The following is a 26,437-nucleotide window of genomic DNA, read 5'->3' as shown; positions in this document are numbered from 1 at the left end:
TAAATGCATAGTTTACTCGGTTTTGCCGACTTGGCCTAGCCTGATAACGAAGGTAGTAAAATAAAATGATAAAGACGTTGGGAAAACGCGCTTTTGCAATCGTATTGAGCGCATCTGTATTGGGATTAGCAGCCTGCTCATCCGCCCCAGAACAAGAAGAAATCGAACGCGTACCAAATAAATCTGTGCAGGCATTGTACGAAGACGCCAAACAAACACTCGACTCTGGCCTATATGCCCGTGCGATTGAACTACTGAGTGCCATCAACTCACGCTATCCATTTGGCCCTTACTCTCATCAGGTACAAATGGACTTGGTATATGCCTTTTATCAAACAGGGAACACAGAACAGGCTTTAGCGACAGTAGATCGCTTTTTACGCCTTAATCCCAACCATAAAAACCTCGACTACATGTACTACATGCGGGGCCTGATCAACATTAAGGCAGATGAGAATGGCTTCCAGGAATACTTTGGTATTGACCGTGCAGACCGCGACCCAAGCCGGACACGCGTTGCTTTTCAGGACTTATCGACTCTGGTAAAGAATTATCCTGACAGTGCCTATGTGCCGGAAGCCAAAAAGCGCCTTGCCTGGTTGCTAAACAAAATGGCACGTTATGAACTGAAGGTCGCCAACTATTACTTTGAGCGTGAAGCCTATCTTGCCGCAGCCAATCGGGGCAAGTATGTTGTAGAACACTTTTCACAAAGCAGCTATCTGGTACCTGCCCTTGAAATGATGGAAAAGAGCTACGCAATGCTTGGACTTGAAGAGCTCAGCGACAACGCTCGCAGAGCCAAAGAGCAAAACCAACAGCGTCAGCAATAACAGCACTTCACTGATCAATCGAAAACGCCGGGACTGGTTGCAGTACCCGGCGCTTTTATATCTTTTCTTGATAAGTCAGTTGCCTGCTACATCATTTGCTTAATTAAGTGCAATTGATATTAGATCGCTTCTTCATCCTCTTCACCCGTACGGATACGAACAACACGCTCCACTTCTGTGACAAAGATCTTACCATCGCCAATTTTGCCGGTTTGCGCTGTTTTTAAAATGACATCGATAGCCCGATCCACATCTTCTTCGGCCAGCACGATATCCAGTTTCACCTTTGGCAGAAAGTCGACCATATATTCTGCGCCACGATATAACTCGGTATGCCCTTTTTGTCGGCCAAAGCCTTTTACTTCACATACTGTCATACCGGTAATACCGATGTCAGACAAGGCTTCACGCACGTCATCTAGCTTAAATGGTTTTATAATGGCTTCTATCTTTTTCATGATTGATTTTTATCCCTTTGGTAATGCGTCGATTTTAGACAATCCAACAAAACAAGGCAAACAAAGCGATTGAATTAATAAACGAAAAGACGCACTATAATAATCAGTAGTTATTCCTATTTTTGGTTGTGTACGATGAAAAAACTTGCTGGATTTACACTTATTGAACTCATTGTCACGATTGCCATTTTGGGCTTGTTGTCTGCCATTGCGTTGTCGTTTGGGGCAAATATTTCAAGTTCCACCCGTTCTGAAACCTACCTTCAGGAACTCAAACGCACTGTGACATTTGCCAGAGCCCATGCTACCGCAACGGATGAAATCATTGTCATTTGCCCGGCAAGCCAAACGCTGGTTGAAACCAATAGCGATTTTATCTGCCTGACTGACTGGCAAAGCAACCGCATCACCGTATTTCTAGACCGCAACAATAACGGTTCTTATAACGCCGATGCAGATGATCTGTTGCGTGTGATGGAACGAGTACCAGCAAACGATGCCCTTTCATTCCCAAGCGCTAGTTTGCGCTTCGATTCAAGTGGCCGTACAGCAATGCAACAAGCCAGCAGCTTTGTCTATTGTCCTTCAGCAACCAACTTCGCTAATCAACAGTTAGAGATCAGCGTTGTGGGTTCTGCACTCTATCGCGGCGATACCCAGCTCACCTGTAATTAATCGCTTCGCTCTGGGTTATTATATGTGTGATCATGAGCAAGATACATGTACAGCCATGGAATAAGTTCTGAGACAGCTGCTCAACAACTCCTTCTGTGATAATTCTTCATACCCCTTGTGATATGACGCGCTCCATCTAAGCTGAAAAGATGACTCATGCACGGATGCATACTCATGACTTTAAGGAACTGCTTAGGGTTTACCCTGTTTGAATTGATCATTTGCATGGCGCTGTTTGGCGTGATGGTACTACTCTCCGCCCCTGCCATCCATGCGCTGACGGAACTGGACAGACCCAAAACTGCGCTGCTGAATATCGACCGACACCTGACCTTGTCGCGATTGCTTGCTATCACACACAATGCGCCTGTTACTATTTGCCCGCTGGTTAATGGTCAATGCACCACCCTGTGGCACAAGGAGCTCACTGTATTCACCGATTATCAGGATCGCGCTCAGTTCGATAACGGAGATATCAAACTACTGGTATTGTCGGGGATCACGGCCAGCGACACATTAGACTACCCCCGAAAAGCGATTACATTTAAACATACAGGTACTTTAAGGGGGTTTGGTAATGGTACCTTTGTGTACTGTGCCAGGCGCCTTCGAGGAGATCCTATCGGGCTCGCTTTATCTGTCAGTGTGATTGGCCGAAGCAGACTCAGAGAAACGACAAAATGCCGCTAACTATGAGTACCAAGCTTGCAGCACCACAGCGCTTGATGTGTCCAGCAGGGGAAGTCGGTAGCGGCGCGGTTTAACAATTCAGTTACGCGCACCCTCGTTGGCCAGTGATTAGAAATGGTTAGTATTGTGTACCTTTGCACAAAACGGTTCATTCAGGCGCAGTGAACGCAGTGTCGAACAGTGTCGCTGTTGAAGTAAAAACAGGGCTAGCACCTTATCTGCATCGCTGTAATGATCATCGCCCCCAGCATTGATCGGCGGTGAAATTACCTGTACTCCCGCGAATATTTAAGTTATCGATGGTTAAGGTGGTACAATCAGGATCGTCCTCAAGCGGCCCCCCCGATGCCGTGGCTGTAATTGTAAAGGTATTCAGATTGGCACCCAGTGCTATGGTCAGGGTAAAGTAATCGTTCTCCGTTGTAGTTTGCAGTCCCAGATCAGCTAATGTGCTGGCATATTGTCGGTTATCCACAAAATACTGCTCTTGTTTATTAGCAGCATCAAGTAAAGTGGTCGCCGCTTCTGCTCTGGCTGCACGCTTCACATACTGTGAATAACTGGGGTAGGCGATGCTGGCTAAAATACCCAGGATTGCGATGGTGATCATCAGCTCAATCAGGGTGAATCCCAATACTGTACGATTAGTTCTTTTCATCATGCTCTTCTTTTTTGTATATGTACAATAACCGCGTTTGCATTTCGATTTGTACGTCATTTATGCCGATTGGACCGCCAACGGTTCCGTCTGATTTTCGGTATGGTGCGGCAGCTTCAGGTTCGACCAGCCGGATCTTGCCATCTATAACATCGTCACTGCTTTCAGTCACAATAGGACTGATCAACTGTGCTTTTATGGTGGTACTGCCATCCTCATTGGTATGTTCACTAAAGTGTACTCTGGGTGTGTCCGGCACTTCTGCGGTAGTCTGAAAACTTCTCAGATCCAACATCTGCATACCATAGTTCAGATGTAACGCATATAACCTTCCCCTGCCCGCTGTAATTGAGCACTCATTTATCTCAACACTGGCAGGCGTAAAAGTTGTGTAATAGGCTACGCCTGCAACAATGGTCGCTGCCGCCATCGCTTTTTCGCCTTCAGCAAGTTTCAGTTTCCAGCCGCTTGCCAAACCCAGCTCAACCTCTTTTTCCACAAACCGGTCAAAATCATCCAACCGAGAGTAGAAGGGATCATTGGTGACATTCAAAAGGTTTGATGATTTGATGGTTGCCGGTACATTGTCCCCTCTGAATGATTGTGTTTTGGTGTTTTCATCCCGGACCATATAGAGAAAGTCCTGCACAGCGGTAGACGTCGGCTTGGCTCGGTTACCACTGCCAATCAGCAGCCCTTCATAAGGGATATCCCTGCGGATCGTGATCGTCTGACCATTTACCGTTTCAGTTGATACCTTAGAAAAATAGGTACGAGCCACAACCGGGCGGTAAAAAAAGCGACGCTTATTATTATCTGTTCCACCACTTAAACTCGCCAGTTTAAAATGAGTCCAGGGGGTTTCACTGTCGGTTGGATTGGTCCCGGGCATGTCAACACGCCAAATGCCCCCACCAGTATCCGTTGCATAGATACGATCAATATACCCATCATAGTCAGAGTCTACGGTACTGAGATCTGCGGCAATACTGTGCTTACCTGTAAAGCCATTGGCCGCAGTCAGGCTCCAGTATGGCTTACCCGTTTCTATGTCAACAATATAAATACCCCGGCCGATGCTATCGTTAGAAAAAAGCGCATTGTCTTTATTGGTATCATATCCGGCGCCAAAGATAACAACTGGCGTATCAGGCTTAGATTTAATAAAGGTGACCAAAGGTTTAGACCAGGTTTGTGCCAGTTGTTCAAAGGGTGCAGACCCGCCTTTGATAGGGCCTCCCCACAACAGCCTTGGGTTATCAGGAGACGTAATATCGAATCCATAGTATTCGTTACCACCGCGGCGCATGCCAGCAATGAGCCAAACGCGCTCTCCGCTGCCGACCTTACCATCGTCATTCTTGTCCCAGAAGTAAACCGTTATCGGACCGTCCATGCCGTAAAGCTTGGTATCGTCCTGGCGCACCATTTGAGGTCTGAGTATGTCTAGTAAGGACCCGGGAACAAATGCCCAGCTTTCCTTCACAGTCTCACCGTTGTCCTTAAACATATGAAGGAACCCGGCATTGGTACCCACAATCACTCGCAAATCGCCATTACCATAATCCAGTGTCACAGGCCTGGAATGCAAGGGATCGCCAAAAATGGTGTCACGTCGGTCTGTGGTCGAGCCATTGTTGTTTTCATCGTTAACGTCAATCCCCCTCGACCAGTTAATCACATCAGGTACCTGAGCGGCGTTATCCACCGAAAACATGGTACTCAATTTTGACAAGTTACCGCCCGCAGCGATCAACGCGGTGGCGTAGTCGAAAGACATTAAGGTGCCTTTTCCATAATCTGAATACAGTTTACGCGTTGTTTGTCGCGATAGCTGGTAGTTAACGCCACCGACCCCAACTTTTGAACCGTCTTTAGAGCCGGCCTGAGACCAGTAAGTGGTCACGTTATCCGCAATAACCCCCTCTTCATCAATGGCATGGCTATTGCTGCCCATACCATGTATCACGGCCCCTTTCACTTTGAGCTTTTTCAGGTTGCCCCGCCATCGGGTATGGGTTTCAGGATAAAACATAGTGTAATAGATAGAGTCTCCACTACGACTCAAATCAGAGCTACTGGTTGATACAGAAGGTGATGAAAAGCTGTCACTCTTTTCGCGAATGTTCGTGATTGTCGCTTTTAATGCTTCGGACAACTCAGAGGCCGTGTTCGCATGTTTGTATTCACCGCCACCATCAAGTGCGGTTTGCTCAAGTAAAGCTTTACCCGCATTGGACATCCCCGTACCAAAACCTATGGTATAGGTACGGGCAAAGTCCAGCTCTTCCGGCGTACTGGGGTACAGATCGACCTGTGTTTCAGGCGTTCCTCTCATCACTTTGGCGAGTGAATTAAGGTAGTTATTGGATACTCTGCTAGGCACTGAGCCAAATGTAGACACATATTTATTGTAGATGTCCGTATTGCGTGCTGAGTCGCTGGTCGGATCGCCATCTGTCATGAGAATGATATTGGTGGACGTGTCGCAACGTTTCGGCGCCAGCGGATCTGGCTTAAAGGGTGAAATATAATAACCATTACTTTCAACGCTGCGATCACGGTCACTTTTATTCTGCCCGTAGAGCACACGTTTACCAGTCAGGTAAAGATAAGCTTCCCAGAGGGTTTCTGACAAAGGTGTACTGCCACTGGCAGGCAAGTTGGCTATTTTGTTTTTTAGCGTTGTTGTACTGGCACCCAGGCCATTCAGTACATACCCGCCTGAACTGGAATAAAGTCGCATTAAGCCAATATCAAAATCCGGGTTATCATCTACCAGTGTCGTAATCGCATCCTGCGCCACCTTTAAGCGGCTGTCGCCACAATTTGACTGCTGATACCAGCCATTGCGTACCTTATAACAACGTTTACTGGTTTGAGAAGAATCAAAGCAATCAATGCTGCGAAACCGCCCACTACGATATTCATAACAACGCTGACCGTCCTTCACGTCCCACGCCATACTCCCCGAGGTATCAAAGACAACCAGCACACGTGACTTTTCAGAGTTTGAGATGTCATGTTTAACAAATAACTCGATATCCTCGGCCTGGATGCTGAACACACAGATACAACTCAGCAAGCCTAATAGTCTATACCACATCATTGATTCCCCTGTATGTTGAGCGCTTCCTGTGCTACGCCGATCACAACAGTCACCTGATGCTGAGCTTGGTCACCATATTGCACTGTGCTTTCTACTTCAGTAATGACGCATCCGACAGCTGCAGTAAAATTAAAGACACGCGGGCATTCCAGCAGCAGCTGACCGCTGTTGAGGTTGGCTTGCAGGCTTTCCAGCTCCATTTCCTCATCATTGCGGATCACCCGGCCAACCATCTCTCCCGCGTCGTTTTCAAACTGGCCGTTGCGGGCATGAAAAACACTGGCGTCAAACAGTACTTTTTCTTGTGAAATGATACGTTGTACTTCTCCCATCAACAGCGCTTCAGCGGCTTCGCGCTCTTGCGCGGCATTGGTTACCTTAATATCTATAGTGCTACTACTCATCAGGGTCACAGCGACGCTCAATACGGCCACAATAAGGACCATAGAAACAATCAGCACCATGCCCTGCTGTTTATGCGCCATTACCATGTTGAAATTCCCATATTATAGAGTTGAATTGTGGTCGAAAATACCGTCCGACGATAACTGTCATTAAAGGTCAGAGTCCGTCTGTCAGGGTCATTACCCAGGGTATAAGTCTGGTTTTTCAATTCCAGACCCACATCAGCCTCGAGTACCCTGACCAATGCAATGATCTGCACGGTCAGAATGCCCCCTGAACGTTCCCAATCCCCAGCGGTCATATCTTGTGTACTACGATACGTATCTACCCGGCTGTCACCATTGGTGTCCAGTCCAAACAGGTAGCGAATGTCTTCGACCCCTTCAATCACTGCTTCGGTGGTCATGCCCCCACTCACTGTCAGCCTTCTGCGCATCAGGATTGGCGTGGTGATGGTTTTACTGTTGATCTGAATTTGCTGCTCTGCGATATAGTAAACATGGTGACTGTAGGGCCACAATGTGGAGTTGTTAGTCGGCATGCCAGCAAAGCTATCCCCGGCAACAAAAGTGCCCTGTTCCTGCTGCGCGATGAAATAGTAACGATTGTCTTCAACATCGTTGATATTTGTGATTTGCCTGCCTTCCAGAAACTTAAGCTGTAACACCTCTGTATTGTTACGGGCCCCTGAGATGCAAGCTAACGCCGCACCGCTTGTTTGCTCCGCGTAGATAGAGCGGAAGTTCGTCTGTACCGCATTAGGAAAACTACCATTATTGAGACCGCCAAAACAATCGTTAGTAGGATTCGCAGGGCTGTTTGAATTAACCGTCGTCAGGCCTTTGTCATAAAAGGTGCCCCAGAAACCAACCTGTTCGAGGTCTCGGCGTAACAAGGTCAGCGTCAGCCTGCCAACTTCCTGAAGCTCGCCAATCGCCATCGTATCTCGTGTTGTTACTTTCATACTGACGTAAGCTGTGACCACACCACCCAATAACAAAGCGCCAATAAACATGGAGATCAGTAACTCTACCAGCGTAAACCCTGAGCGTCCCATTTCAGTCCCTCACCAGTAAATAACTGTTAATGCTCACTACTCGTCGATAGTCATTGTTGTCGCCACAGTTAATCGCCTGATTGGCAGCATTCATGACAAATGCCTGACGACCTGCCCAGGCAACACTGACGGTCACGTTGAAGCCCCGCCCCTGAGTATTAGCCACCGGCGTGGTATTAATACATACCGTAGTATCGTCAAGCGAGCCGGTGTTCTCTTTGGCTTGAATGGCCATAACCCATTGCTCCAAATCCATTGCTGCAATTTCAGCATTGGTACAAGTGTTACTGAAGCAGCTATTATTACCATTTATAGTCGCAGTGCTGCTGAATACTTGCTGATACTGTGTATCAAGGTTGAGGGTGTCGTTACTGCGGATCCGCTGCATAATATCACCGGCCAGGGCGACTGCAGCTGCGCGTTGCATAGAGTCAAAACTGGCTTGCTTTGCCTTCGCTTGCAGTGCCACAGCACCAAGCAGGCCAAAGCTCAACACCATAAAAGCGATCAGCGTTTCTAAGAGGGTAAATCCGCGATTTGCGTTACTACACACAGTTTTTGCCATCATTTTTCAAAGTCAGTTTGCTCCACTACATAATATAATGAATCACTTCGTCATGAACCTGATCGTGGGCTCAACGGTCAATCAGTCGGGTTTAATGGTCAGAATAGCGACTTGAAATTAGCCGCCGCCCGGCGACTCACCGTAATGGGCTCGGCAAAGCCATCCAACCGCACTCGGTGATTCCCTTCCACGGACTCCAGGCTCAACACAGCCTGCTTTTTTACCAGTGTATTTCTGTGTACCTGCACAAAGTGTCGGGGATAGGTTGCCAGCAGCTTCTTTAAGGGAATATCTACCAGTGCCTCACCACCGGTAAAATAAATGTGGGTATATCGCTCGTCACTTCTGGCCACCAGAATATCGGATACCGCAACCCAGCGTGTATCATGGCCTACCTGATATTGCAGACGTTGCATTTTCTCGCCATAGATATGTTGAAGTAAGGCACCGAGGCGGTCCTTATCTATGGGTTTGACCAAATACCCTTCTGCCAGCAGGTCGAATGCGCGCAGGGCATGTTCGGCAAATGCTGTCACAAAAACTATTTTGCATTCCGGCATTTTTTGCCTGAGCATTCCCGCCACTTCGAGTCCATCAATGTCGGGCATAGCAATATCGAGAAACACCAGTTCAGGTGAGTTGTCCTCACACAATTGCAGCGCCAGCTCGCCGTCTGATGCTTCAGCCACACAAGTGAAATGCTCAAACTCCGACATCAAGCGCCGTAACCGCCGTCTGGCGATAGGTTCATCATCTAAAATCAGATAATTCATAAGCTCCAGTGTCAGGTAAAGTGATGGTAGCTAAGAATTTATCACTATCTCGCTCAATCCTCAAACTAGCCCGGCGCTGGTAATAGAGGGACAACCGTTTATCGATGTTTTTTGTCGCAATCCCATTGCCACTGGAGTGATGCGTTGCGTGAGGCAAGGGGTTAGTCACACTCAGTGTGATTGTATTGTCACGTTTTTCAATGTGAATGGTGATGGTGCCGCCCTGAACACGCTTTTCTATGCCGTGTAATACAGCATTCTCGACCAAAGGTTGCAACGTCAGTGTCGGGATGGGTACACTCAACAGAGCTTCGTCAATTAGCCACTGTACCTGCAACCTTTGCTCGAAACGAAAGCGCTCCAGACAAAGGTAGTCTTTTGTTAACGCCACTTCGTCTGCAATGGTATGCCATTTTTTTTCCGCAAAAGACACCCGCATCAGGCGCGCCAGCAATAAAGCTGCTTGTTCCGCATCAGCCGCATTCTCATGCGTCAGTTCAGCCAGTGTGTTTAACGTATTGTGTAAAAAATGCGGCCTTATACGTGCCTGCAAGGCATCAATTTCCGCTCGGGCAGCCAACTCGAGGGCATTCACATTGTCAATGTAGATTGACATAAAGTACAGCAGGATCACCACGACAAAACAGCATATGGCGCTATTGCTAAATACGGGACCCCAATCAATCGGCACGTGAGAAGACAAAGGCGTAAATTGGATCCCAATACTCAGACCAATACACACACTAATAAACACAACGAATACTATGCTCAGTTCCAGAACACCATTGTGAGCCGGTTTGGACACTTTAAAGATGCTGACCAGTGCAATCACACCTAAAGACAATAGAGCATTGCCATGGGTGAATAAACTCACCAACCCCAAAGTCAGCCAGAAGTCGTCATAATCAGCGAGCGTATAAATAAAGGAGAGAGATTGCGAGGCGATCAGCATAGCCAGTACGCCCCGCTCAGATACCATGGCTTTAAGCAGTCCCAGGCCTATCGCCTCTGACTTATCCATGGATTATCGCACCTACCGAAGTTCGACAGGCACAGCGAAAACCACATTTTCTTCCTGACCCGGGTTTTCTACAACGGTTTGTCCACCAAGCGCTTTGAGTCTGGCAATAACCTGCTGCACCAACACCTCAGGTGCTGAAGCACCGGCTGTTACACCCACTTTGTTTACGCCTTCAAACCAGCTCGCATTCAGACACTGATCATCATCAATTAGAAATGCACGAGTGCCCATTTTATCTGCAAGCTCACGCAGGCGATTTGAATTAGAACTATTCTTCGCGCCAACAACTAACAGTAAATCTACCTTGTTAGCCAGGTCTCTGACCGCGTCCTGACGATTTTGCGTCGCGTAACAGATATCATCCTTACGCGGACCATGGATCTGTGGAAACTTTTCCCGCAGCGCTTCTATCACATCCGAAGTATCATCTACCGACAAAGTCGTCTGGCTGCAATAGAAGAGGTTGCTAGGATCTTTCACTTCCAGCGTGCTGACATCCTCAGGCGTTTCAACCAGATAAATACCACCCGCTGGATTATTATATTGGCCCATGGTGCCTTCTACTTCCGGATGTCCATGATGCCCAATCAGGATACATTCCGTGCCTTTTCGACTGGCACGTGTGACTTCCATATGCACTTTGGTGACCAAAGGACAAGTCGCATCGAAAACTTTCAGTTCACGACGTTTTGCTTCCTGACGCACCTGCTGTGATACTCCGTGCGCACTGAATATGACGATACTATCGTCTGGCACTTGATCCAGCTCTTCAACAAACACCGCGCCACGGGCACGCAGGCCATCTACCACATATTTGTTGTGTACCACTTCGTGACGCACGTAAATGGGCTTTTCAAAGATATCAAGGGCGCGTTCTACAATGCTAATTGCTCGGTCTACCCCGGCACAAAAACCACGTGGATTTGCAAGCAAGATTTCCATTAGTTTTTCACCTCTAAAATATCCACTTCAAAGGTCACTTTTTGCCCAGCCAGAGGATGATTAAAGTCTACGGTAACAGAGTCTCCGGCAACCTCGCGGATCAGGCCAGGCAACTCGGTGCCATCGGGCTGAGTAAAGGCAATGATACTGCCGACTTCAGCTGGTGTCTCGGTACCGAATTTACTGCGATCAACGTAATAAATATTGTCCGGGTTCGGCATGCCAAAGGCATCCTGAGGCTCAAGCTCAAACGATTTACTGTCGCCAGACCTTAGTCCAAGCAGACATTTTTCAAAATTTTCTGTCAGACTACCGTCACCCATAAAGAGCTTTGCCGGTTTATCATGTACTTTCGTTGAGTCCGCTGCAGAACCGTCAGCCAGTTTTATCGAAAAATGAAATAAAACTTCTGATTGTGGGCCTATTATCTGCTCACTCATGCCTTATTCTCCTGCGTATCCGCGTTATCGCCAAAAATGGCGTCAAATAACAATAAGCCTGCGCCACCAACGATAGCCATATCCGCGACGTTAAATGCCGGATAATGCCAGTCCTGGTAATAAAAATGCAAAAAGTCCACGACATAGCCTAAGGTAACCCGATCATACAAGTTGCCTAATGCGCCCGACAGCACCAAAGCATAAGCACTGCACAATAACCAGTTTTTGGCAGGTAACTTTTTCAGCCAATAAACCAGTAAGGCACTGATAGCGACTGCTATACCACTTAAGAACCAGCGTTGCCAGCCTCCGGCTTCACTGAGAAAGCTAAACGCTGCGCCATAGTTATGCATATAAGTAAAATTAAAAAAGGGTAGCAACTCAATCGACTCATACAGTCGCATATTTTCTACCACCAGTGCTTTCGTGCCGAAGTCTACTGCAAACAGCAGTAGACTCAGCCACAACCACACCAGACCACTACGTTCGGTCGATTTGGTCATGTAATACTCCTAATTAAGCAAACTGACGCTGTTCACCAGCACCATCGACATTCGTCACACAGCGACCACATAACTCAGGGTGCTCCGCGTGCTGACCAACATCTTCGCTGTGGTGCCAGCAACGATCACATTTCGGTGCTTGCGTGGCTTTAACAGCGATAAATAGCCCGTCAATCTCTGTCGCGACGGCGGCTTCTGGCTTCGTATTAACCACTTCTACGTGCGCTTTCGACGTCAATAATACAAATCGCAGCTCGTCTTTGAGTGTCATCAGCTTCTCTGCTAAATCACCGCCTGTGTACAACGTGACTTCGGCCTGTAAAGTTGCACCAATAATCTCTTCTTTACGTGCGCTTTCCAGTACTTTGTTTACTTCATCACGCACTGACAACAATTCCTGCCAGAAGTCATTGCTCAGCTGCCCTTCGCTCACGTGAGTCAGGCCGTCGTACCAAACGTCTGTGAATACGAATTCACCACGCTCACCAGGCAGCACTTCCCAGATTTCCTGAGCTGTGAAGCTCATAATAGGTGCCATCCAGCGAGTCATCGCTTCGGCAATATGGTAAAGCGCACTTTGACATGAGCGACGCGCATGACTGTCGCTCTTCGCGGTATACTGGCGGTCTTTAATCACATCAAGATAGAAAGAACCCAGCTCTCCGGTACAGAAGTTCATTAGTTTTTGCGTCACGACAAGCATCTGGTACTTGTCATATGCTTCAACAATTTCCTGCTGTAGCTGAGCAGCCCGGCTGACAATCCAGCGATCCAGCTCGATCATATCTTCCACAGCCACCAGATCCGTTGCCGGGTTAAAACCACTCAGGTTCGACAGCAGGTAGCGGCTGGTGTTGCGGATCCGACGATAACGATCTGCAGCACGCTTAAAGATCTGGTCTGACACGGTCATTTCAGCCGTGTAATCAGTTGAAGCCACCCACAGGCGTAAAATATCCGCACCCAGCTTATTCATAATATCCTGAGGCGAAATAACATTACCCAGAGACTTAGACATCTTGTGGCCTTTTTCATCCACAGTGAAGCCGTGAGTCAAAACCTGACGGTAAGGAGCATGGCCATTAATAGCCACAGATGTCATCATAGAAGACATAAACCAGCCTCGGTGCTGATCCGAGCCTTCAAGGTACAGATCCGCAGGACCCGTTAGCTCTTCACGCGCATCGACTACACAGGCATGAGTCACACCTGAGTCAAACCAAACGTCCAGAGTATCTTGTACTTTGACATACTGCTGAGCATCTGCTTCATCAAGTAAAGTTGCGGGCTCAAGGTCATACCAGGCCTGAATGCCTTTTTGTTCAACCAGCTTAGCGACTTCTTCAATCAAGGTTTCAGTTTTCGGATGCAATGCACCGGTATCTTTGTCAACAAACAAAGCGATAGGCACGCCCCACGTACGTTGACGAGAGATACACCAATCCGGGCGTCCCTCAACCATGTTTGCAATACGGTTCTCACCCCACTCAGGGATCCACTGAGTTTTACCAATTTCCGCCATAGAGTCCTGACGCAGGTTCGCCTGATCCATACTGACAAACCATTGTGGTGTCGCGCGGAAAATAATCGGCGTTTTATGGCGCCAGCAGTGTGGATAGCTATGTGTCATAGCGTGATGATGAACCAAAGCGCCCTTTTCTTTTAAATGCTCAATAATGGCATCATTTGCCTTAAACACATGCTGGCCAGCGAAGACTGGGGTATCTGGCAGGAATACACCATTTGCGCCCACCGGGTTAGCTACTTCCAGATCATACGCCTGGCCTGCAGCAAAATCCTCGGGACCGTGACCAGGTGCTGTGTGAACAATACCTGTACCTGAGTCAGTTGTGACGTGCTCACCCAAGATCACAGGAACGTCAAAGTCATAGAATGGATGCGCAACACGAAGGTTTTCTAGTGCCGCACCTTTGGCATAACCCAGTACGTGATAACGATTGAAACCAAATCGGTCCATCGCATCTTTAACCAGCTCAGAACCCAGCACCATACGCTGTTCTTTGCCTTCATCTTCAATCTGTACCAACGCGTACTCTAGTCCGCCATGTACAGCGACTGCGCGGTTAGCTGGCAGGGTCCAAGGTGTCGTTGTCCAGATCACAGTGCTGACAGCACCGCTCCCCTGATGCTCGTCAGCCAAAGCAAAAGCGCTCACTAGTGCTTGTTCATCAACAAAGTCGAATTTAACATCAATCGCCGGTGACTGCTTGTCCTGATACTCAACTTCCGCTTCTGCCAAAGCCGAACCACAGTCTGTACACCAGTGGACTGGCTTAGCCCCTTTGTGCAGGTGGCCATTTTTAATAATGCGGCCTAAGACGCGCAACGCATTGGCTTCAAAGTCGAAATTCATTGTCAGGTATGGACGATCCCAGTCGCCTAACACACCCAAACGTTTAAAATCAGTCTTCTGACCTTCAACCTGTTTGCGAGCGTACTCACGACATTTTTCACGAAACTCAGCAACTGACACTTTCTTGCCGGGTTTACCAACCTTCTTCTCGACCTGCAATTCAATTGGCAGACCATGACAGTCCCAGCCCGGCACATAAGGTGCGTCGAAGTCGGAAAGTGTCTTTGATTTAATAATAATATCTTTGAGGATCTTATTAACTGAGTGACCTAAGTGGATATTGCCATTGGCGTAGGGAGGACCATCGTGCAAAATGAACGGCTTTTTACCTTTTTTGGCATTGCGGATCTGACCATACAGATCCTGCTCGTACCATGTTTTAAGCATTTTGGGCTCGCGTTGTGCCAAATTGCCACGCATTGGAAACTCAGTTTCCGGTAGATTTAACGTATGCTTGTAGTCGCTCATTTACTTTACTTTCCGTATCGGCTACTTAAAATTATTGAAAAAAGTGTTTTGCAGCAGTGACATCCTGAGCAATCTGCTCAGTTAGGTGCTGCAATGACTCAAATTTTTGTTCATCACGGAGCTTATGAAGAAGCTCCACCTTTATAAACTGACCATATATTTCCTGGTCAAATTCAAATATGTGCACCTCTAGCAAGGCTCGCTTGCCATTCAGGGTTGGCTTAGTACCCACATTAGCAACACCTTTATACAGTGAATTGCCTGCTTTTACGCGTACGGCAAATACCCCCTGTACCGGGCTAACCTGACGCTTAAGTGCAACGTTGGCAGTCTTAAAGCCTAGTTCACGCCCTTTTTTCCAGCCATGAATTACTCTGCCCGAAATCGCATAAGTGTGGCCCAACATTGCGTGCGCACGCACAACATCGCCTTCAGCCAGTGCTGCACGAATAAGCGTGCTACTGACCCGACTATTATGCTGCCTGAAACTTTGTGTATCTTTGACGTCCATATTGAGTTCTGGACCAAGTCGCTGCAGCATTGCGAAATCACCAACACGCCCTTTTCCGAAGCGAAAGTCGTCACCAACAGTCAAAGCTCGGACACCAAGTTTGGTGCACAATACGTCACGCACAAAGTCTTCTGCCTGAAAATTAGCAAATCGCGCGTTAAAACTCACACAAATAACACGATCAATACCAATGTCTGCCAGCAGCGCCAGTTTGTCTCTCAGTCGGGTCAACCTGGCGGGGGCCTGCTGCCTGGCGAAAAACTCTTGCGGTTGCGGCTCGAAAAGCATGACAGTACTTGGCAAATTGTGTGCATGTGCATCTGCAACTAACCCTTTCAGCACCTCAGTGTGCCCCAAGTGTACGCCATCAAAGTTTCCTATCGTCAACACACAGCCATAGTGGTGGGGTCGAATATTGTGGATCCCTCGGATCAATTGCATACAACTAACACCTGTGATTACTAAAGCAGTATAAAAGCCCGATTATACCCAAGTTACCAGCAAATGCGAATAAAGCCTACGCAGTCTGTACAGGCGCTGCTGAACTGTCTTTAAGTGTACTCAAACGAACCCCCATCAGGTACATCATACCAAAATAGACCACTATCGCTGCGACCAGCTGAAGACCCAATATGCCGATTTGTGTTGTCAGTTCACTGTCCTGCCAGGGCAATTGACGATTCAACCATAGCAATATGCCAGACATAACGACACTGGAGAGGATACACTTAGCGGTGAATGCCAGAGTAAATCCGGACACGCGATAGACACCTTGCAGATTGAGCTGCCTGTATAACAAGGCTGCATTACAAGTTGCGGATAATGCTGTTGCCAGCGCAAGTCCCAGATAGCCAATAAAAGGGGCAAGCATCAGGTTAAACAACATATTCAATGACATGGCAATAATCCCAATCTTAACGGGGGTTTTTGTGTCTTGCCGTGCAAAAAAGCCGGGGGCCAATACTTTAATCAGCATAAAGCTCACCAAACCGACCGAGTAAGCTGTAACAGCGCCGCTCACGGCAGCAACATTGTCATGCTCTCCCTGATTAAATTCGCCGTGGCCAAACAAAACAGAGATAATCAGGGGACTAATCAGCATCAGTCCAGCCATCGCAGGTATTCCCAAAAATATGACAAACCGCACACCCCAGTCGAGTGTTTGCTGGAATTCCTGAACACTGTCTTTAGCGTGCAATTTCGACAGTGCGGGTAAAATCACCGTCGCAATCCCTATCCCAAATAAACCGAGTGGAAATTCAATCAGTCTGTCAGCATAATACAACCAGGCAATTGAGCTGGTTGCCAATGCAGCTGCAATTATCGTATCCAGTAACAGGTTAATCTGGCTAACAGATACACCAAACATGGCGGGCAACATCAGCTTACGCACCTTTGTCACTTCAGGTGAACGCCAGGCAAACCTTGGCCGTGACAGCATGCCCAAGCGGGCCAAAAACGGCAATTGAAACAGGAATTGGATCAGACCACCGAGAAATACGCCTATTGCTAACGCATAAGCGCCCTGCTCAAATCGGTCATGCAACAATAGCGCACAGCTGATAATACTGATATTTAGCAATACCGGTGTAAACGCCGCGACAGAAAAGCGATTATACACATTAAGCACAGCCCCACTGAGTGCAACCAATGAGATAAAGAACAGATAAGGAAAGGTAAATTTAAGCAGTGCGCTTGCCAGTACAAACTTCTCAGCATTTTCACCACCCTGCCACCAGTCAATGAACCAACTGGTGCCAAACAAACCAGCTATCACTGGTGACCCTACAACGCCAATTATGGTAACAAGCATCAGAATAGTACCCAGGGTACCTGCAGCCTGTGCAACAAAAACCCTGACTTTGTCATCCCCATGCTGCTCCTTGATTTCAGCCAGAACAGGAACAAACGCCTGTGCAAACGCCCCCTCAGCAAATAGACGGCGCATAAAATTCGGAATACGGTTTGCAAACAGGAAAACATCCGCGGCAAGCCCTGCTCCCAGCAGATTAGCCACCACAGCATCTCGGACTAGACCCATTACCCTGGATATCATAGTCATGGCACTCACAATCATGCCAGATTTAAACAGCCCCTTTGCCAACAGTATTTCCTCAGATAAATTTTTCGCGGAATTATGCCACAATAAGATCAAGATAAATACTCGTCTAACTCAGGGCTTTTGCGAAACCAGGCCTGGCAAATCGGGCTCAATCAAAATGGCTCAGCCAGGCAAATTTACCCTCGTTTTTGACGATCGTCATAAACACTCTAGTAGAGCGATTATGGATTTGTTACAATGCGCCCAGACTGCCAAGCCGTGTGCTGTTACAGGTGCTAACTTGGTATATGATCTGAGAATTTGATTGCACCCAATCGTTTCAGACAAGCTATCGTGCAACCCAACTAGCCACTTATGGCTGCGAGAGGCTAGGGACAAACACGATAAGCAAACAAATTGACCAGCCGAGGGGAATTTTTATTGACTTTAAAGAATAAAAAGGGCATATTCCTCGGCCTTTAAACTAAGCTTATTTTAAGATTGTTAGGAGCATACCTTGGCTAACATCAAGTCTGCAAAAAAACGCGCTATCACTAGCGAAAAACGTCGTCAGCACAACGCAAGCCGTCGTTCAATGATGCGTACTTACTTCAAAAAAGTAGTAGCTGCTATTGAAGCTGGTGACAAAGAAGCTGCACAGCAAGCTTTCGCTGTTGCTACACCTATCCTGGACCGTTACGCAACTAAAGGTCTTATCCACAAAAACAAAGCTGCTCGTCATAAGAGCCGCCTAGCTGCTAAGATCAAAGCGCTATAATTGTGGTATTGGATATGAAAAAGCCGACGTAAGTCGGTTTTTTTATGCCTGAAAAAAGCCATTGCACTGCTAACTCAGGCAGTAGACACAAATCCGTGTGTGGAAGTGTGTCGGCAGTATATGGAAAAGCCGAACATGGCTCTCCCCCTCCACTGCGAGTCAGTACTCAGGCCAACTCTAGCTTTGGATAAAACTTCTTTAGCATCGCCGCAATTTTCTTTGGCGAAAAAGGCTTAACAACAAACCCTTTCGCACCTCGTTCAATCGCATCTTTCACATTATCAACCGTTGAATGCGCCGACACCATCACTACATTGATGTCTGGGTTAATCTCAGCAAGCTCTGCTATCAGCTCCTTTCCATCTCCGTCAGGCAGCTCGATGTCTAAAAAAACGATATCGAAGTGACGTTCCTCACAGGCGGTGATACATTGCTTCGCTGTCGATGCTTCTTTTACGTTATCGATCCCCAAATGCATCAGGGTTTGATGCAAGAAACTGCGAACAGTGCCTACGTCATCAACAATTAGTATAGAGATTTGTTGTTCCATATCCTTTCCCGTGGGCTAGTCAATTGAAATGCGCTATTATTAGCATAGAACTATTATAGAGTCCTGCAAACAAAAGGCTATAGCAAAGCATGGCACAAAGACCAAAAAAACAGACACTGCTCAATCAGGTAGATGCCAGGTCAAAGAAAAAACGACCGACACAAAAAAAACGCTTATCACCTCAACAGCAACGAGCGTTACAACAGCAGCAACAAGCGCAACTTGCAGCTGCACAACAACAAGAAGCAAAACCAAACAAAAACCGCTGGATTGGTGCAGCTATTTTACTACTTCTGATTATCATTTTTCCCAAGCCTAAACTCATCACTTACGAAAAACTCGGCCTGGTTGCACAGAGTGTGTATTGGCCAGGTTTACCCGGAGTTCAACCGATTTTGTTTGATTCAAACCTGCATATCAGACCCGCTTTAGAGCGAAATACACTCTATCTGTGCCAGGATGAACGCGATCCTGACTCCTGCCAAAAATATCAAATTATCGAGCAACAAGGTTTTATTTCCGCACTCATAAAACTGATTTTAGATTAAAAAAACTAATCTGAAAATTATAAAAATACTCGTTTGAAGAGACGGAGGTTGAGGCGCATAATGGCGCCCCTTTATTGAACAACCTGGAGTACTTTGACGATCATGCCGAACGAATTTGACTGGCTACTTAATTTATTACTGCTAGTGCTAGGATTTGGTGCCTTTTTTATTAATCATAAAACCCTGCTGCGCGGTGCAGCATTGGCGACCTGTAGCATCCTGTTTCTCTTGTTCAGCCTGGATCTGATGAATACTTCAGTGATCTCGAACTTAGGTCTAATTCTGATTAATTCATTTTATCTGTTCAAGCTTTTTACTCACGAGCAGTACAATACGCCCTAGTCTTGACTAGCCTGCACAATGGCAGTTTCTTGTCGCAGGCTATAAAACCTCCATCCGTCCCCGAAAGATATTTTCTAATCCCTTAGGCTGCGCTACAATCTGGCCACACCCATTAGTTTTGGAGACGCAGTATGGCCATGACAGATGAAGAACTTTTTCTCGCCTCAATGGGGGATGTTGTCCCTCTGGCACAAGACAATCAAGCTCACCTAAAACGTCAACAAAACGAACCGACTCTGGCACAACTTGCGCGCAGAGAAGCCGCAGAGCAAGAACAGGACTTCGATCCCAACTTTCTTTCAACCGAATACGTTGACTTGCTCGACCCTCATGATTTGCTCAGCTATAAAAAAGATGGTGTGCAGCAAGGCGTATTTAAAAACCTCAGGCTTGGTAAATATCAAATTGATGCAACGCTGGACTTGCATGGAAAACCTTTCCGTGAAGCCAGAAAATCACTTTTCGACTTTATCACTGACTGCCACCAACGTAGCATCAGGGTGTTGCTAATACGCCATGGTATTGGTTTAAAGAGTAAACCTTTCCCAGCCATTCTGAAAAGCTACTGTAATAAGTGGTTGCAGGAGATGCCTCAGACATTGGCTTTTCATTCAGCACTGAGTTGCCACGGGGGAAATGGCTCGACCTATGTTTTGCTTAAGAAAAGCGAAGAGAAAAAAGTAGAGAACCGTGAGCGACATGCAAAAAGGTAACAATTGTGTGAGTAGCTGTCGCTTATTCAACCTTCGGGAGTAGCTTGGCTTCCTCTTCAGTTTGCTGAGGTGCAGGGGCCATCTCGGCATTGGCCTGATTAAACCATGCCATTACACCCAACACAATGACTGATAAGAGCACGACGGATAGCTTCACGCCACCTTGGTTACTATTCATAGCGAGCGACCTAGTTATTATTGTTTTTTTGATAACTTACTGAATGTAATAAGATGTCACAAGATGTTTTTTTATACAGTATTTTGTAGAAGGGGTTATCTTAGGCTTTCGACCCACCAGGAAAGTAACCTCTGTCACTCTCCTGCCATATTAGACCCTTAAAAGTGTGGGCTACTTCCACGTTCTGTCACCCTGACATATGTCCGTTTCCACTAATAACCCAAGGTGGCATCAACACAATAAGACAAAGGTTCGTTCCTTTGCATCGCTTGCATATTCGCAACAATCTGTGCGATTGCCGTTTTCAGACTTGTCAGCGCCGCTACATGAGGTGTCATTGTGATTTTTCGATGGAACCAGAACGGGTGATCCGCTGCAACCGGCTCCTGTGCAAAAACATCCAACGTGGCTGCGGCAAGCTGCTCTGTATTCAATGCATTAAGCAGATCTGCTTCATTAATATGCGCGCCTCTGGCTACGTTAATAATGACGCCATGCGATGGCATAGACTGAAATAAATCCTTGTCCAGTATCTCCCGGGTTTGCGGTGTTAATGGCAATAAACAGACCAGATAATCACACTGCGACGCAAACAAATGAAGCTGCTCGGCTCCCCAAAACTGTGAAATGCCAGGTAATGCTTTTTCACTTCTGGACCAGCCTATGACTTCAAAGTTATTTTGCAGCATCTTTTTAGCAACCACCTGACCTAGCTGCCCCAATCCCATGATGCCTACCCGATTGCCACCACTTGCCCGCTTAGGGCGCCAAAGCCGCTGTTGTTGTTGTTGATAATACAGTGGTAAGCGAAGTTTATGCGCCAGCACATGCCCCAGCACATATTCCGCCATATCTTCTGCAAGCGCCGGATCCACAATCCGACACACCTTGACCTCTGCGGGCAACTCAGACAATGGAATACCGTCGACACCGGCACCAAAAGACTGAACCACTTTGAGATTAGGCAACTGTCGCCATAGAGATTCTGGTGCATTCCAGGCCAAAACAAATTCAATCTCAGCCAGGTTGCCTCCCTCGGGCCACTCTCTGACGTCTACCCCCGGCAGGTGCTCCCGCAGTCCCGCCATCAGTTTGCTGTTGTCTCTGCCTGTTACACAGACTAATAATGCCATGCTCTTTCCTATATTCTTTTTCAATCATCATTACTGTATCAAAAAACCCTGTCTTAAGTCGTACTTACACGACGGCCATCAAACTGACATACAGCTGCAACTTGTTTGTCATGGAGAGTTCTTAATCTTGACGAAAAGCGGTTATAGAACATGAGAATTGAAATATGATCAGTGTAGATAAGGTCATTGAAGCAAACCTGCCTCAATTGGAAAATTCACCTAAAGTAAAAGGGTTAGTAAAAAAGGGTCTGGGTTACTTACTTCATGAACAGGAGTTTGTCGCCTTTGCTGATACCTACCCACACCTGCAGGGGCTTGAATTCGTAGAACAAGTCTTAGAAGAGCTCGACTTTGATGCACGCTTTAAACCCAAACAAATCGAGCATATACCCAGTGAAGGGAGCGTAGTGATAGTCGCCAATCACCCTATTGGTTCATTAGATGCTCTGGCACTGATCAAGGTGCTGGCCCAGGTACGCCCTGATTTGAAAGTCGTGGCCAACAGAATGCTCATGTCTATCACTCCTATGCACTCGCTGTTGTTGCCGGTTGACAATCTATCCGGTGCAAGTCGCAAACAGGAGCTGGCCAATATCCAGCACCACCTTAAGCAAGACGGTGCATTACTTATTTTTCCAGCCGGAGAAGTGTCTCGCCTGGGACCAACAGGCATTAAGGATTGCAAGTGGAACTCCGGATTTTTACGCATGGCCAAAAAGGCCAACTGCCCTATTCTACCCATCTATATCAAAGCCAAGAATAGCCCCCTATTTTACGGCACCTCTATGATCTACAAGCCCTTAGCCAGTTTGCTGCTGGTCAAAGAAATGTTTAAGCAGCGCCAGAAGTCCTTAGAATTTGAAATAGGTGCCAGTATTCCACCCGCCTCCTACCTGCTGGAAAACCTCAAAGACAAAGAGATTGTTGCTCTGATCCGCAAGCAACTTTACCGACTGACCTCGAAAAAGTCTTTACCTCTTAAGACTCAGTCTCCAATCGCGGTTCCGGAGTGTAAAAAAGAGCTCAAACAGGCAATTGAAACCTGTGAGCGTTTGGGGGAAACCCAGGATGGCATGCAGATATACCTGTATCAATATCAAGGTAGTTCACCGATTTTCCGTGAACTGGGTCGGCTCAGAGAAATTGCATTTCGTGCTGTCGGCGAGGGCAGTGGCAAGCGTCGCGATATAGACAAATATGATATGTACTACCAACACCTGGTGCTGTGGGATGCGAAACAGCTTGAGCTGGTCGGTGCCTATCGACTGGCCAGTGCACAAACCGTTATCAACGAGCAGGGTACTGAAGGCTTATACACCACCAGTTTGTTTAATTACTCTGAACATATGCAGCCCTATTTTGAGCATGGCCTGGAATTGGGCAGAAGCTTTGTACAGCCAAAATACTGGGGACGTAAAAGCCTGGATTATCTTTGGTATGGTATAGGTGCCTTTGTCAAACGTTATCCGCACCACCGTTATCTGTTTGGTGCAGTCAGTTTATCTAACGCGCTGCCAGATAAAGCCAAAGCTATGCTGATTTACCACTACCAGCATTATTTCTCAAATCTGGCTTCCCTCGCGACTCCGAAAAACGAGTTTAAATTTACCCCTTCTCAGCAGCAAGCCTTTGCTCAGTTATTTTGTGGTGATGATATTAAAGAGGATTTTGCTGAACTCAAACACATCATGGCGAATATGGGCGCACAGGTCCCGACCCTGTTTAAGCAATATACCGAATTATGCGAACCCGATGGTGTGAATTTCCTGAGTTTCAGCATAGACCCTGATTTTAATAACTGTATCGACGGCTTAGTTTTGGTTGATCTGACTCGGATCAAACCTCAAAAGGCGAAGCGGTATCTGGGAGAAAATATTTACGGCTGATTTGTGTTGTTGCGGTTTTTTTATTTATACTCGCGCTCGGAAGCCCTTATTTGCGAGCGCGAATGTTAAAAACAGTTTTACAACTCATTATTTTTGCCATTGTTTTTCTGGCTGTGACTGCCTATCAGGAACTTGGGATGCTGGCAGACGATGGCAAAGCCTCTGCCCCCTATTTCTCTTTGCCGGTACTCGAGCAACCCACACAAAGAGTATCCATTAAGTCTTTGCAGGGACAAAAATCTGTGGTGTACTTCTTCGCCCCCTGGTGCAGCATTTGCCGATACAGCATGCCAAATCTTAACAAGCTGCATGAGGCGGGCAAAGTGAATGCCGTTGCCATTGCGCTGGACTTTGAAAACACAGACGCGGTCAGCGCCTTTGTAGACGATTTATCACTGAGCATGCCTGTATTACTCGGCAATAGCAGTACGGCCTCCGATTACAAGATCAAAGCCTATCCCACTTATTATGTATTATCAGATGACCTGAAAGTGGTCGAGCGATCAGTCGGCTACTCCAGCGAGCTTGGGATACGTGCCAGACTCTGATTCAAGCTGCGCTAAGTGTAAGAAAGTGTTCGAGTAATCGACAATTTCTTACCCTAAGGTAAAACAAAGGTACGATTTATTCTCATACACTAGTCCCCATTCTTATTCAGCTTAGATTCAACAAGGGACTAACATGACACTCTGCTCGCTCAAACAATCATTTGTACTGTCGCCCATTATGTTATGTATGGCGCTACAAGCTCAGGCAAATACTAGCGCAGATATAGAACACATCGAAGTGCATTATAAACGCAGCTCCATTACCTCAGAGATCACCGAAGATACAGAAAAACTGATAGAAATGCCTGGTGCTATGGGCGACCCACTACGCGCTGTTTACGCATTGCCTGGCGTGGTCGCAGCCGGCGGCTCAATGAGTGCACCCGCCGTACGCGGCTCTTCGCCAAGCGACAACATGTTCGAAGTGGACTTTATGCCTGCGGGTTACATTTTCCACGACTTTGGCAGCTCTATCTTCAATCGCTATATCATTCAGGATTTTCAGCTTTACTCAGCAGGCTACGGCAGCAGCTACAGTAATGCAACGGGCGCGGTGTTTGATGTCACCCTGCGCAATCCTAAATATCAGCCAATCACCACCACACTCGATCTGACCATGTTCAATGCCGGTGTTTTTGTGGAAGGTCAGCTTAGCGACAGTACCGCTTTCTATGTCTCGGGCCGAAAAAGTACCCTCCCCTTGTTCTTTGAAGAAGGTGAAGAGCTTGAAGATGACGACGGAGAGCCAACCGGTGTGATCATCAATGATGCGCCAGACGATCACGACTATCAGGGCAAGTTTTTATGGGATATTAACGCCAACAACACCCTGACCTTCAACTTTACCGGCGCAGAAGACTCCGCAGCAGCCGGGTTTAACGAGCGCTCCGAGCTGGCGCAAAAGACCCCGGAGTTTCAGGGGGACGCGCGATTTATCAGGGAATTCAACAGCCAGAACGTGTTGTGGGACCATTATAATGACAAGCTGCATCTGCGTGTGGGAATTGGCGCGCTCGACCATTCAGGCCGGCTCGAGTATGGCCGCCGTGCGACCATTTCAAGCGGTTATTTTGAAGAAGAGTCAGAAAAACAATACACCTACAAGGCTCGTCTGAACTATCGCATTAACCCGGCCCATCAGCTGGTTGTGGATGCGGCCTATTTTGACAACGAAACGCAATACAGTTACGACACCTTCCAGTACTTGTGTACAGAATTAGATCCCGACTGCGATCTGAAAAAAGGTGAGCGGATCAACGGCAAGCGCAACATCGACATCGACAGTGGCTTTGTTGGCCTGGCGCATATCTGGCAACTGAGCGATGACTGGCAGAGCGAGCTGGGAGTACAAAGTCAGCACAACAAATACACCGATGAAACCTTCACCTCGCCTCGTCTGGCGATCAGTTACTATGTGACGGAAAACAGCACCATCAGTGCCAAGGCGGGTCGCTACAATCGCATGCAGAATGTGGAATACATTTTGCCAGAAATTGGTAACCCCAAGCTGAAATCTCAGGTGTCGGATCACTATACGCTGGGCTTCAGCCAGCAGCTGGAGAATGAGTGGAGCTGGTCAATTGAGGGATATTATAAGACCATGGACGATCTGCCACTTGCCATTGACGACGGCCCCAATGCCGCTGATTTGTATAGCAACGACGTTGAAGGACGCGCCTATGGTGTCGACCTGCTGATCAACAAAAACAAGACCGATAACTGGTATGGCTGGGTCGCATTGAGTTACTCAAAAAGTGAGCGTACCGACCTGAGCCGCAATATGACCCGCGACTATTACGCCGATACGCCACTGGTATTTAACGCGGTATTTCATTATGAGATCAATGAGCGCTGGCAAGGCGGTTTCAATTTTACCGCACGCAGCGGTCAGGCTTATACCCCCATTGTCGGTGTGAGAGAAAACCCCGATCATGATGGCCGCTTCTTACCTGTTTATGGCGACCCCTTTTCAGAGCGGTTCAAAGTGTATCACCGCCTGGATATTCGCTTTGAGCGCAAAACAGAGATATTCGGCAATGATGGCAAGCTGATCTTTGAACTCATGAATGCCTATGGTCAGGAAAACATTGCCTATATTGATCTAGACTACGACAGAGTTAAGTCCGTTAACGACCTGTATATAGAAGAAGAGGAAGATGATTTCTCTATCCGCCCGTCGATTGGGTTTAGCGTGACCTTCTAATACTTCCCTTGAAAAGGCCGGACGCAAGCAATTGA

General features: G+C 47.2%; 27 protein-coding genes. 10 read left to right on the top strand and 17 right to left on the bottom strand.

Features of this window, described 5'->3' with window-relative positions; genetic code table 11:
- Positions 1-65: 65 nt before the first annotated feature.
- Entirely contained in the window at positions 66-833 is a 768-nt protein-coding gene (locus tag NH568_RS01000) for an outer membrane protein assembly factor BamD (protein WP_253043955.1), read from the top strand.
- A 119-nt stretch (positions 834-952) separates the two neighbouring features.
- Here the strand turns inward: NH568_RS01000 and glnB are convergent, their stop codons facing one another.
- Positions 953-1,291 carry a nitrogen regulatory protein P-II gene (glnB, locus tag NH568_RS00995; RefSeq protein WP_010382451.1) on the bottom strand — a complete coding sequence of 113 codons (339 nt, stop codon included), beginning with the start codon at positions 1,289-1,291 and terminating at the stop codon, positions 953-955.
- 135 nt (positions 1,292-1,426) lie between these two features.
- On the opposite strand from glnB, the gene NH568_RS00990 reads away from it, so the two are divergent.
- Entirely contained in the window at positions 1,427-1,966 is a 540-nt protein-coding gene (locus NH568_RS00990) for a GspH/FimT family pseudopilin (RefSeq protein ID WP_253043953.1), read from the top strand.
- A gap of 174 nt (positions 1,967-2,140) precedes the next feature.
- Positions 2,141-2,656 carry a GspH/FimT family pseudopilin gene (locus NH568_RS00985; RefSeq protein WP_253043950.1) on the top strand — a complete coding sequence of 172 codons (516 nt, stop codon included), beginning with the start codon at positions 2,141-2,143 and terminating at the stop codon, positions 2,654-2,656.
- 235 nt (positions 2,657-2,891) lie between these two features.
- On the opposite strand, the gene NH568_RS00980 is transcribed toward NH568_RS00985, so the two are convergent.
- From NH568_RS00980 to murJ, 13 genes are all read right to left on the bottom strand, one after another.
- Positions 2,892-3,314, bottom strand: a complete 423-nt coding sequence (locus tag NH568_RS00980) for a type IV pilin protein (protein ID WP_253044503.1) — start codon at positions 3,312-3,314, stop codon at positions 2,892-2,894.
- A complete protein-coding gene (locus tag NH568_RS00975) occupies positions 3,301-6,423 on the bottom strand; it encodes a PilC/PilY family type IV pilus protein (RefSeq protein ID WP_349287998.1) in 3,123 nt (1,040 codons plus the stop codon). The genes NH568_RS00980 and NH568_RS00975 overlap by 14 nt, the downstream gene beginning before the upstream one ends.
- Positions 6,420-6,914: a pilus assembly protein PilX gene (locus tag NH568_RS00970; RefSeq protein ID WP_253043947.1), complete on the bottom strand. Its 495-nt coding sequence runs from the start codon at positions 6,912-6,914 to the stop codon at positions 6,420-6,422. Before NH568_RS00970 ends, NH568_RS00975 begins: the two co-directional genes overlap by 4 nt.
- Positions 6,908-7,885, bottom strand: coding sequence for a PilW family protein (locus NH568_RS00965; RefSeq protein ID WP_253043945.1), 978 nt, complete (start codon positions 7,883-7,885; stop codon positions 6,908-6,910). The genes NH568_RS00970 and NH568_RS00965 overlap by 7 nt, the downstream gene beginning before the upstream one ends.
- Position 7,886: 1 nt before the next feature.
- Positions 7,887-8,453 (bottom strand): type IV pilus modification protein PilV, encoded by a 567-nt coding sequence (gene pilV / locus NH568_RS00960; RefSeq protein ID WP_253043943.1) that lies wholly within the window; start codon positions 8,451-8,453, stop codon positions 7,887-7,889.
- 95 nt (positions 8,454-8,548) lie between these two features.
- On the bottom strand, positions 8,549-9,223 hold the full coding sequence (locus NH568_RS00955; protein WP_253043940.1) for a LytTR family DNA-binding domain-containing protein: 675 nt from the start codon (positions 9,221-9,223) through the stop codon (positions 8,549-8,551).
- Positions 9,201-10,244 (bottom strand): histidine kinase, encoded by a 1,044-nt coding sequence (locus tag NH568_RS00950; protein WP_253043937.1) that lies wholly within the window; start codon positions 10,242-10,244, stop codon positions 9,201-9,203. The genes NH568_RS00955 and NH568_RS00950 overlap by 23 nt, the downstream gene beginning before the upstream one ends.
- 12 nt (positions 10,245-10,256) lie before the next feature.
- Positions 10,257-11,186 (bottom strand): 4-hydroxy-3-methylbut-2-enyl diphosphate reductase, encoded by a 930-nt coding sequence (ispH, locus tag NH568_RS00945; RefSeq protein WP_138544458.1) that lies wholly within the window; start codon positions 11,184-11,186, stop codon positions 10,257-10,259.
- Positions 11,186-11,626 (bottom strand): FKBP-type peptidyl-prolyl cis-trans isomerase, encoded by a 441-nt coding sequence (gene fkpB, locus NH568_RS00940; RefSeq protein WP_253043935.1) that lies wholly within the window; start codon positions 11,624-11,626, stop codon positions 11,186-11,188. The genes ispH and fkpB overlap by 1 nt, the downstream gene beginning before the upstream one ends.
- The gene (gene lspA, locus NH568_RS00935) at positions 11,623-12,129 is read right to left on the bottom strand and encodes a signal peptidase II (RefSeq protein ID WP_138549709.1); all 507 of its coding nucleotides are present in this window, start codon (positions 12,127-12,129) and stop codon (positions 11,623-11,625) included. The genes fkpB and lspA overlap by 4 nt, the downstream gene beginning before the upstream one ends.
- Before the next feature lie 13 nt (positions 12,130-12,142).
- A complete protein-coding gene (gene ileS / locus NH568_RS00930) occupies positions 12,143-14,971 on the bottom strand; it encodes an isoleucine--tRNA ligase (RefSeq protein ID WP_253043933.1) in 2,829 nt (942 codons plus the stop codon).
- A gap of 31 nt (positions 14,972-15,002) precedes the next feature.
- Positions 15,003-15,923, bottom strand: coding sequence for a bifunctional riboflavin kinase/FAD synthetase (ribF, locus tag NH568_RS00925; protein ID WP_253043931.1), 921 nt, complete (start codon positions 15,921-15,923; stop codon positions 15,003-15,005).
- 76 nt (positions 15,924-15,999) lie between these two features.
- Positions 16,000-17,586 carry a murein biosynthesis integral membrane protein MurJ gene (murJ, locus tag NH568_RS00920; RefSeq protein ID WP_290444052.1) on the bottom strand — a complete coding sequence of 529 codons (1,587 nt, stop codon included), beginning with the start codon at positions 17,584-17,586 and terminating at the stop codon, positions 16,000-16,002.
- Positions 17,587-18,040: 454 nt separating this feature from the next.
- Here murJ and rpsT point away from each other — a divergent pair, with 454 nt between their 5' ends.
- Positions 18,041-18,301 carry a 30S ribosomal protein S20 gene (gene rpsT / locus NH568_RS00915; protein WP_054014123.1) on the top strand — a complete coding sequence of 87 codons (261 nt, stop codon included), beginning with the start codon at positions 18,041-18,043 and terminating at the stop codon, positions 18,299-18,301.
- 166 nt (positions 18,302-18,467) lie between these two features.
- Here rpsT and NH568_RS00910 read toward each other — a convergent pair whose 3' ends face one another.
- Positions 18,468-18,851: a response regulator gene (locus tag NH568_RS00910; protein ID WP_046006685.1), complete on the bottom strand. Its 384-nt coding sequence runs from the start codon at positions 18,849-18,851 to the stop codon at positions 18,468-18,470.
- A gap of 89 nt (positions 18,852-18,940) precedes the next feature.
- Between NH568_RS00910 and NH568_RS00905 the strand changes: the two genes are divergently transcribed.
- The 3 genes from NH568_RS00905 to smrA all read left to right on the top strand — a co-directional run bounded on the left by NH568_RS00905 (position 18,941) and on the right by smrA (position 20,454).
- On the top strand, positions 18,941-19,399 hold the full coding sequence (locus tag NH568_RS00905) for a hypothetical protein (protein ID WP_253043928.1): 459 nt from the start codon (positions 18,941-18,943) through the stop codon (positions 19,397-19,399).
- 102 nt (positions 19,400-19,501) lie between these two features.
- A complete protein-coding gene (locus NH568_RS00900; protein WP_054014125.1) occupies positions 19,502-19,741 on the top strand; it encodes a hypothetical protein in 240 nt (79 codons plus the stop codon).
- 131 nt (positions 19,742-19,872) lie between these two features.
- Positions 19,873-20,454 (top strand): DNA endonuclease SmrA, encoded by a 582-nt coding sequence (gene smrA / locus NH568_RS00895; RefSeq protein ID WP_253043927.1) that lies wholly within the window; start codon positions 19,873-19,875, stop codon positions 20,452-20,454.
- 22 nt (positions 20,455-20,476) lie between these two features.
- Here smrA and NH568_RS00890 read toward each other — a convergent pair whose 3' ends face one another.
- Positions 20,477-20,632, bottom strand: coding sequence for a hypothetical protein (locus tag NH568_RS00890; protein WP_253043923.1), 156 nt, complete (start codon positions 20,630-20,632; stop codon positions 20,477-20,479).
- A 212-nt stretch (positions 20,633-20,844) separates the two neighbouring features.
- Entirely contained in the window at positions 20,845-21,765 is a 921-nt protein-coding gene (locus tag NH568_RS00885) for a glyoxylate/hydroxypyruvate reductase A (protein WP_253043920.1), read from the bottom strand.
- 164 nt (positions 21,766-21,929) lie between these two features.
- Between NH568_RS00885 and NH568_RS00880 the strand changes: the two genes are divergently transcribed.
- The 3 genes from NH568_RS00880 to NH568_RS00870 all read left to right on the top strand — a co-directional run bounded on the left by NH568_RS00880 (position 21,930) and on the right by NH568_RS00870 (position 26,402).
- Positions 21,930-23,651: a lysophospholipid acyltransferase family protein gene (locus tag NH568_RS00880; RefSeq protein ID WP_253043917.1), complete on the top strand. Its 1,722-nt coding sequence runs from the start codon at positions 21,930-21,932 to the stop codon at positions 23,649-23,651.
- 62 nt (positions 23,652-23,713) lie between these two features.
- A complete protein-coding gene (locus tag NH568_RS00875; RefSeq protein WP_253043915.1) occupies positions 23,714-24,199 on the top strand; it encodes a TlpA disulfide reductase family protein in 486 nt (161 codons plus the stop codon).
- A 178-nt stretch (positions 24,200-24,377) separates the two neighbouring features.
- Positions 24,378-26,402, top strand: coding sequence for a TonB-dependent receptor (locus tag NH568_RS00870; protein ID WP_253044500.1), 2,025 nt, complete (start codon positions 24,378-24,380; stop codon positions 26,400-26,402).
- Positions 26,403-26,437 lie beyond the last annotated feature (35 nt).

The sequence above is a fragment of the Pseudoalteromonas sp. XMcav2-N genome (assembly GCF_024124545.1).
GTDB lineage: Bacteria > Pseudomonadota > Gammaproteobacteria > Enterobacterales > Alteromonadaceae > Pseudoalteromonas.
This window is presented reverse-complemented; position numbering and strand designations above follow the sequence as displayed.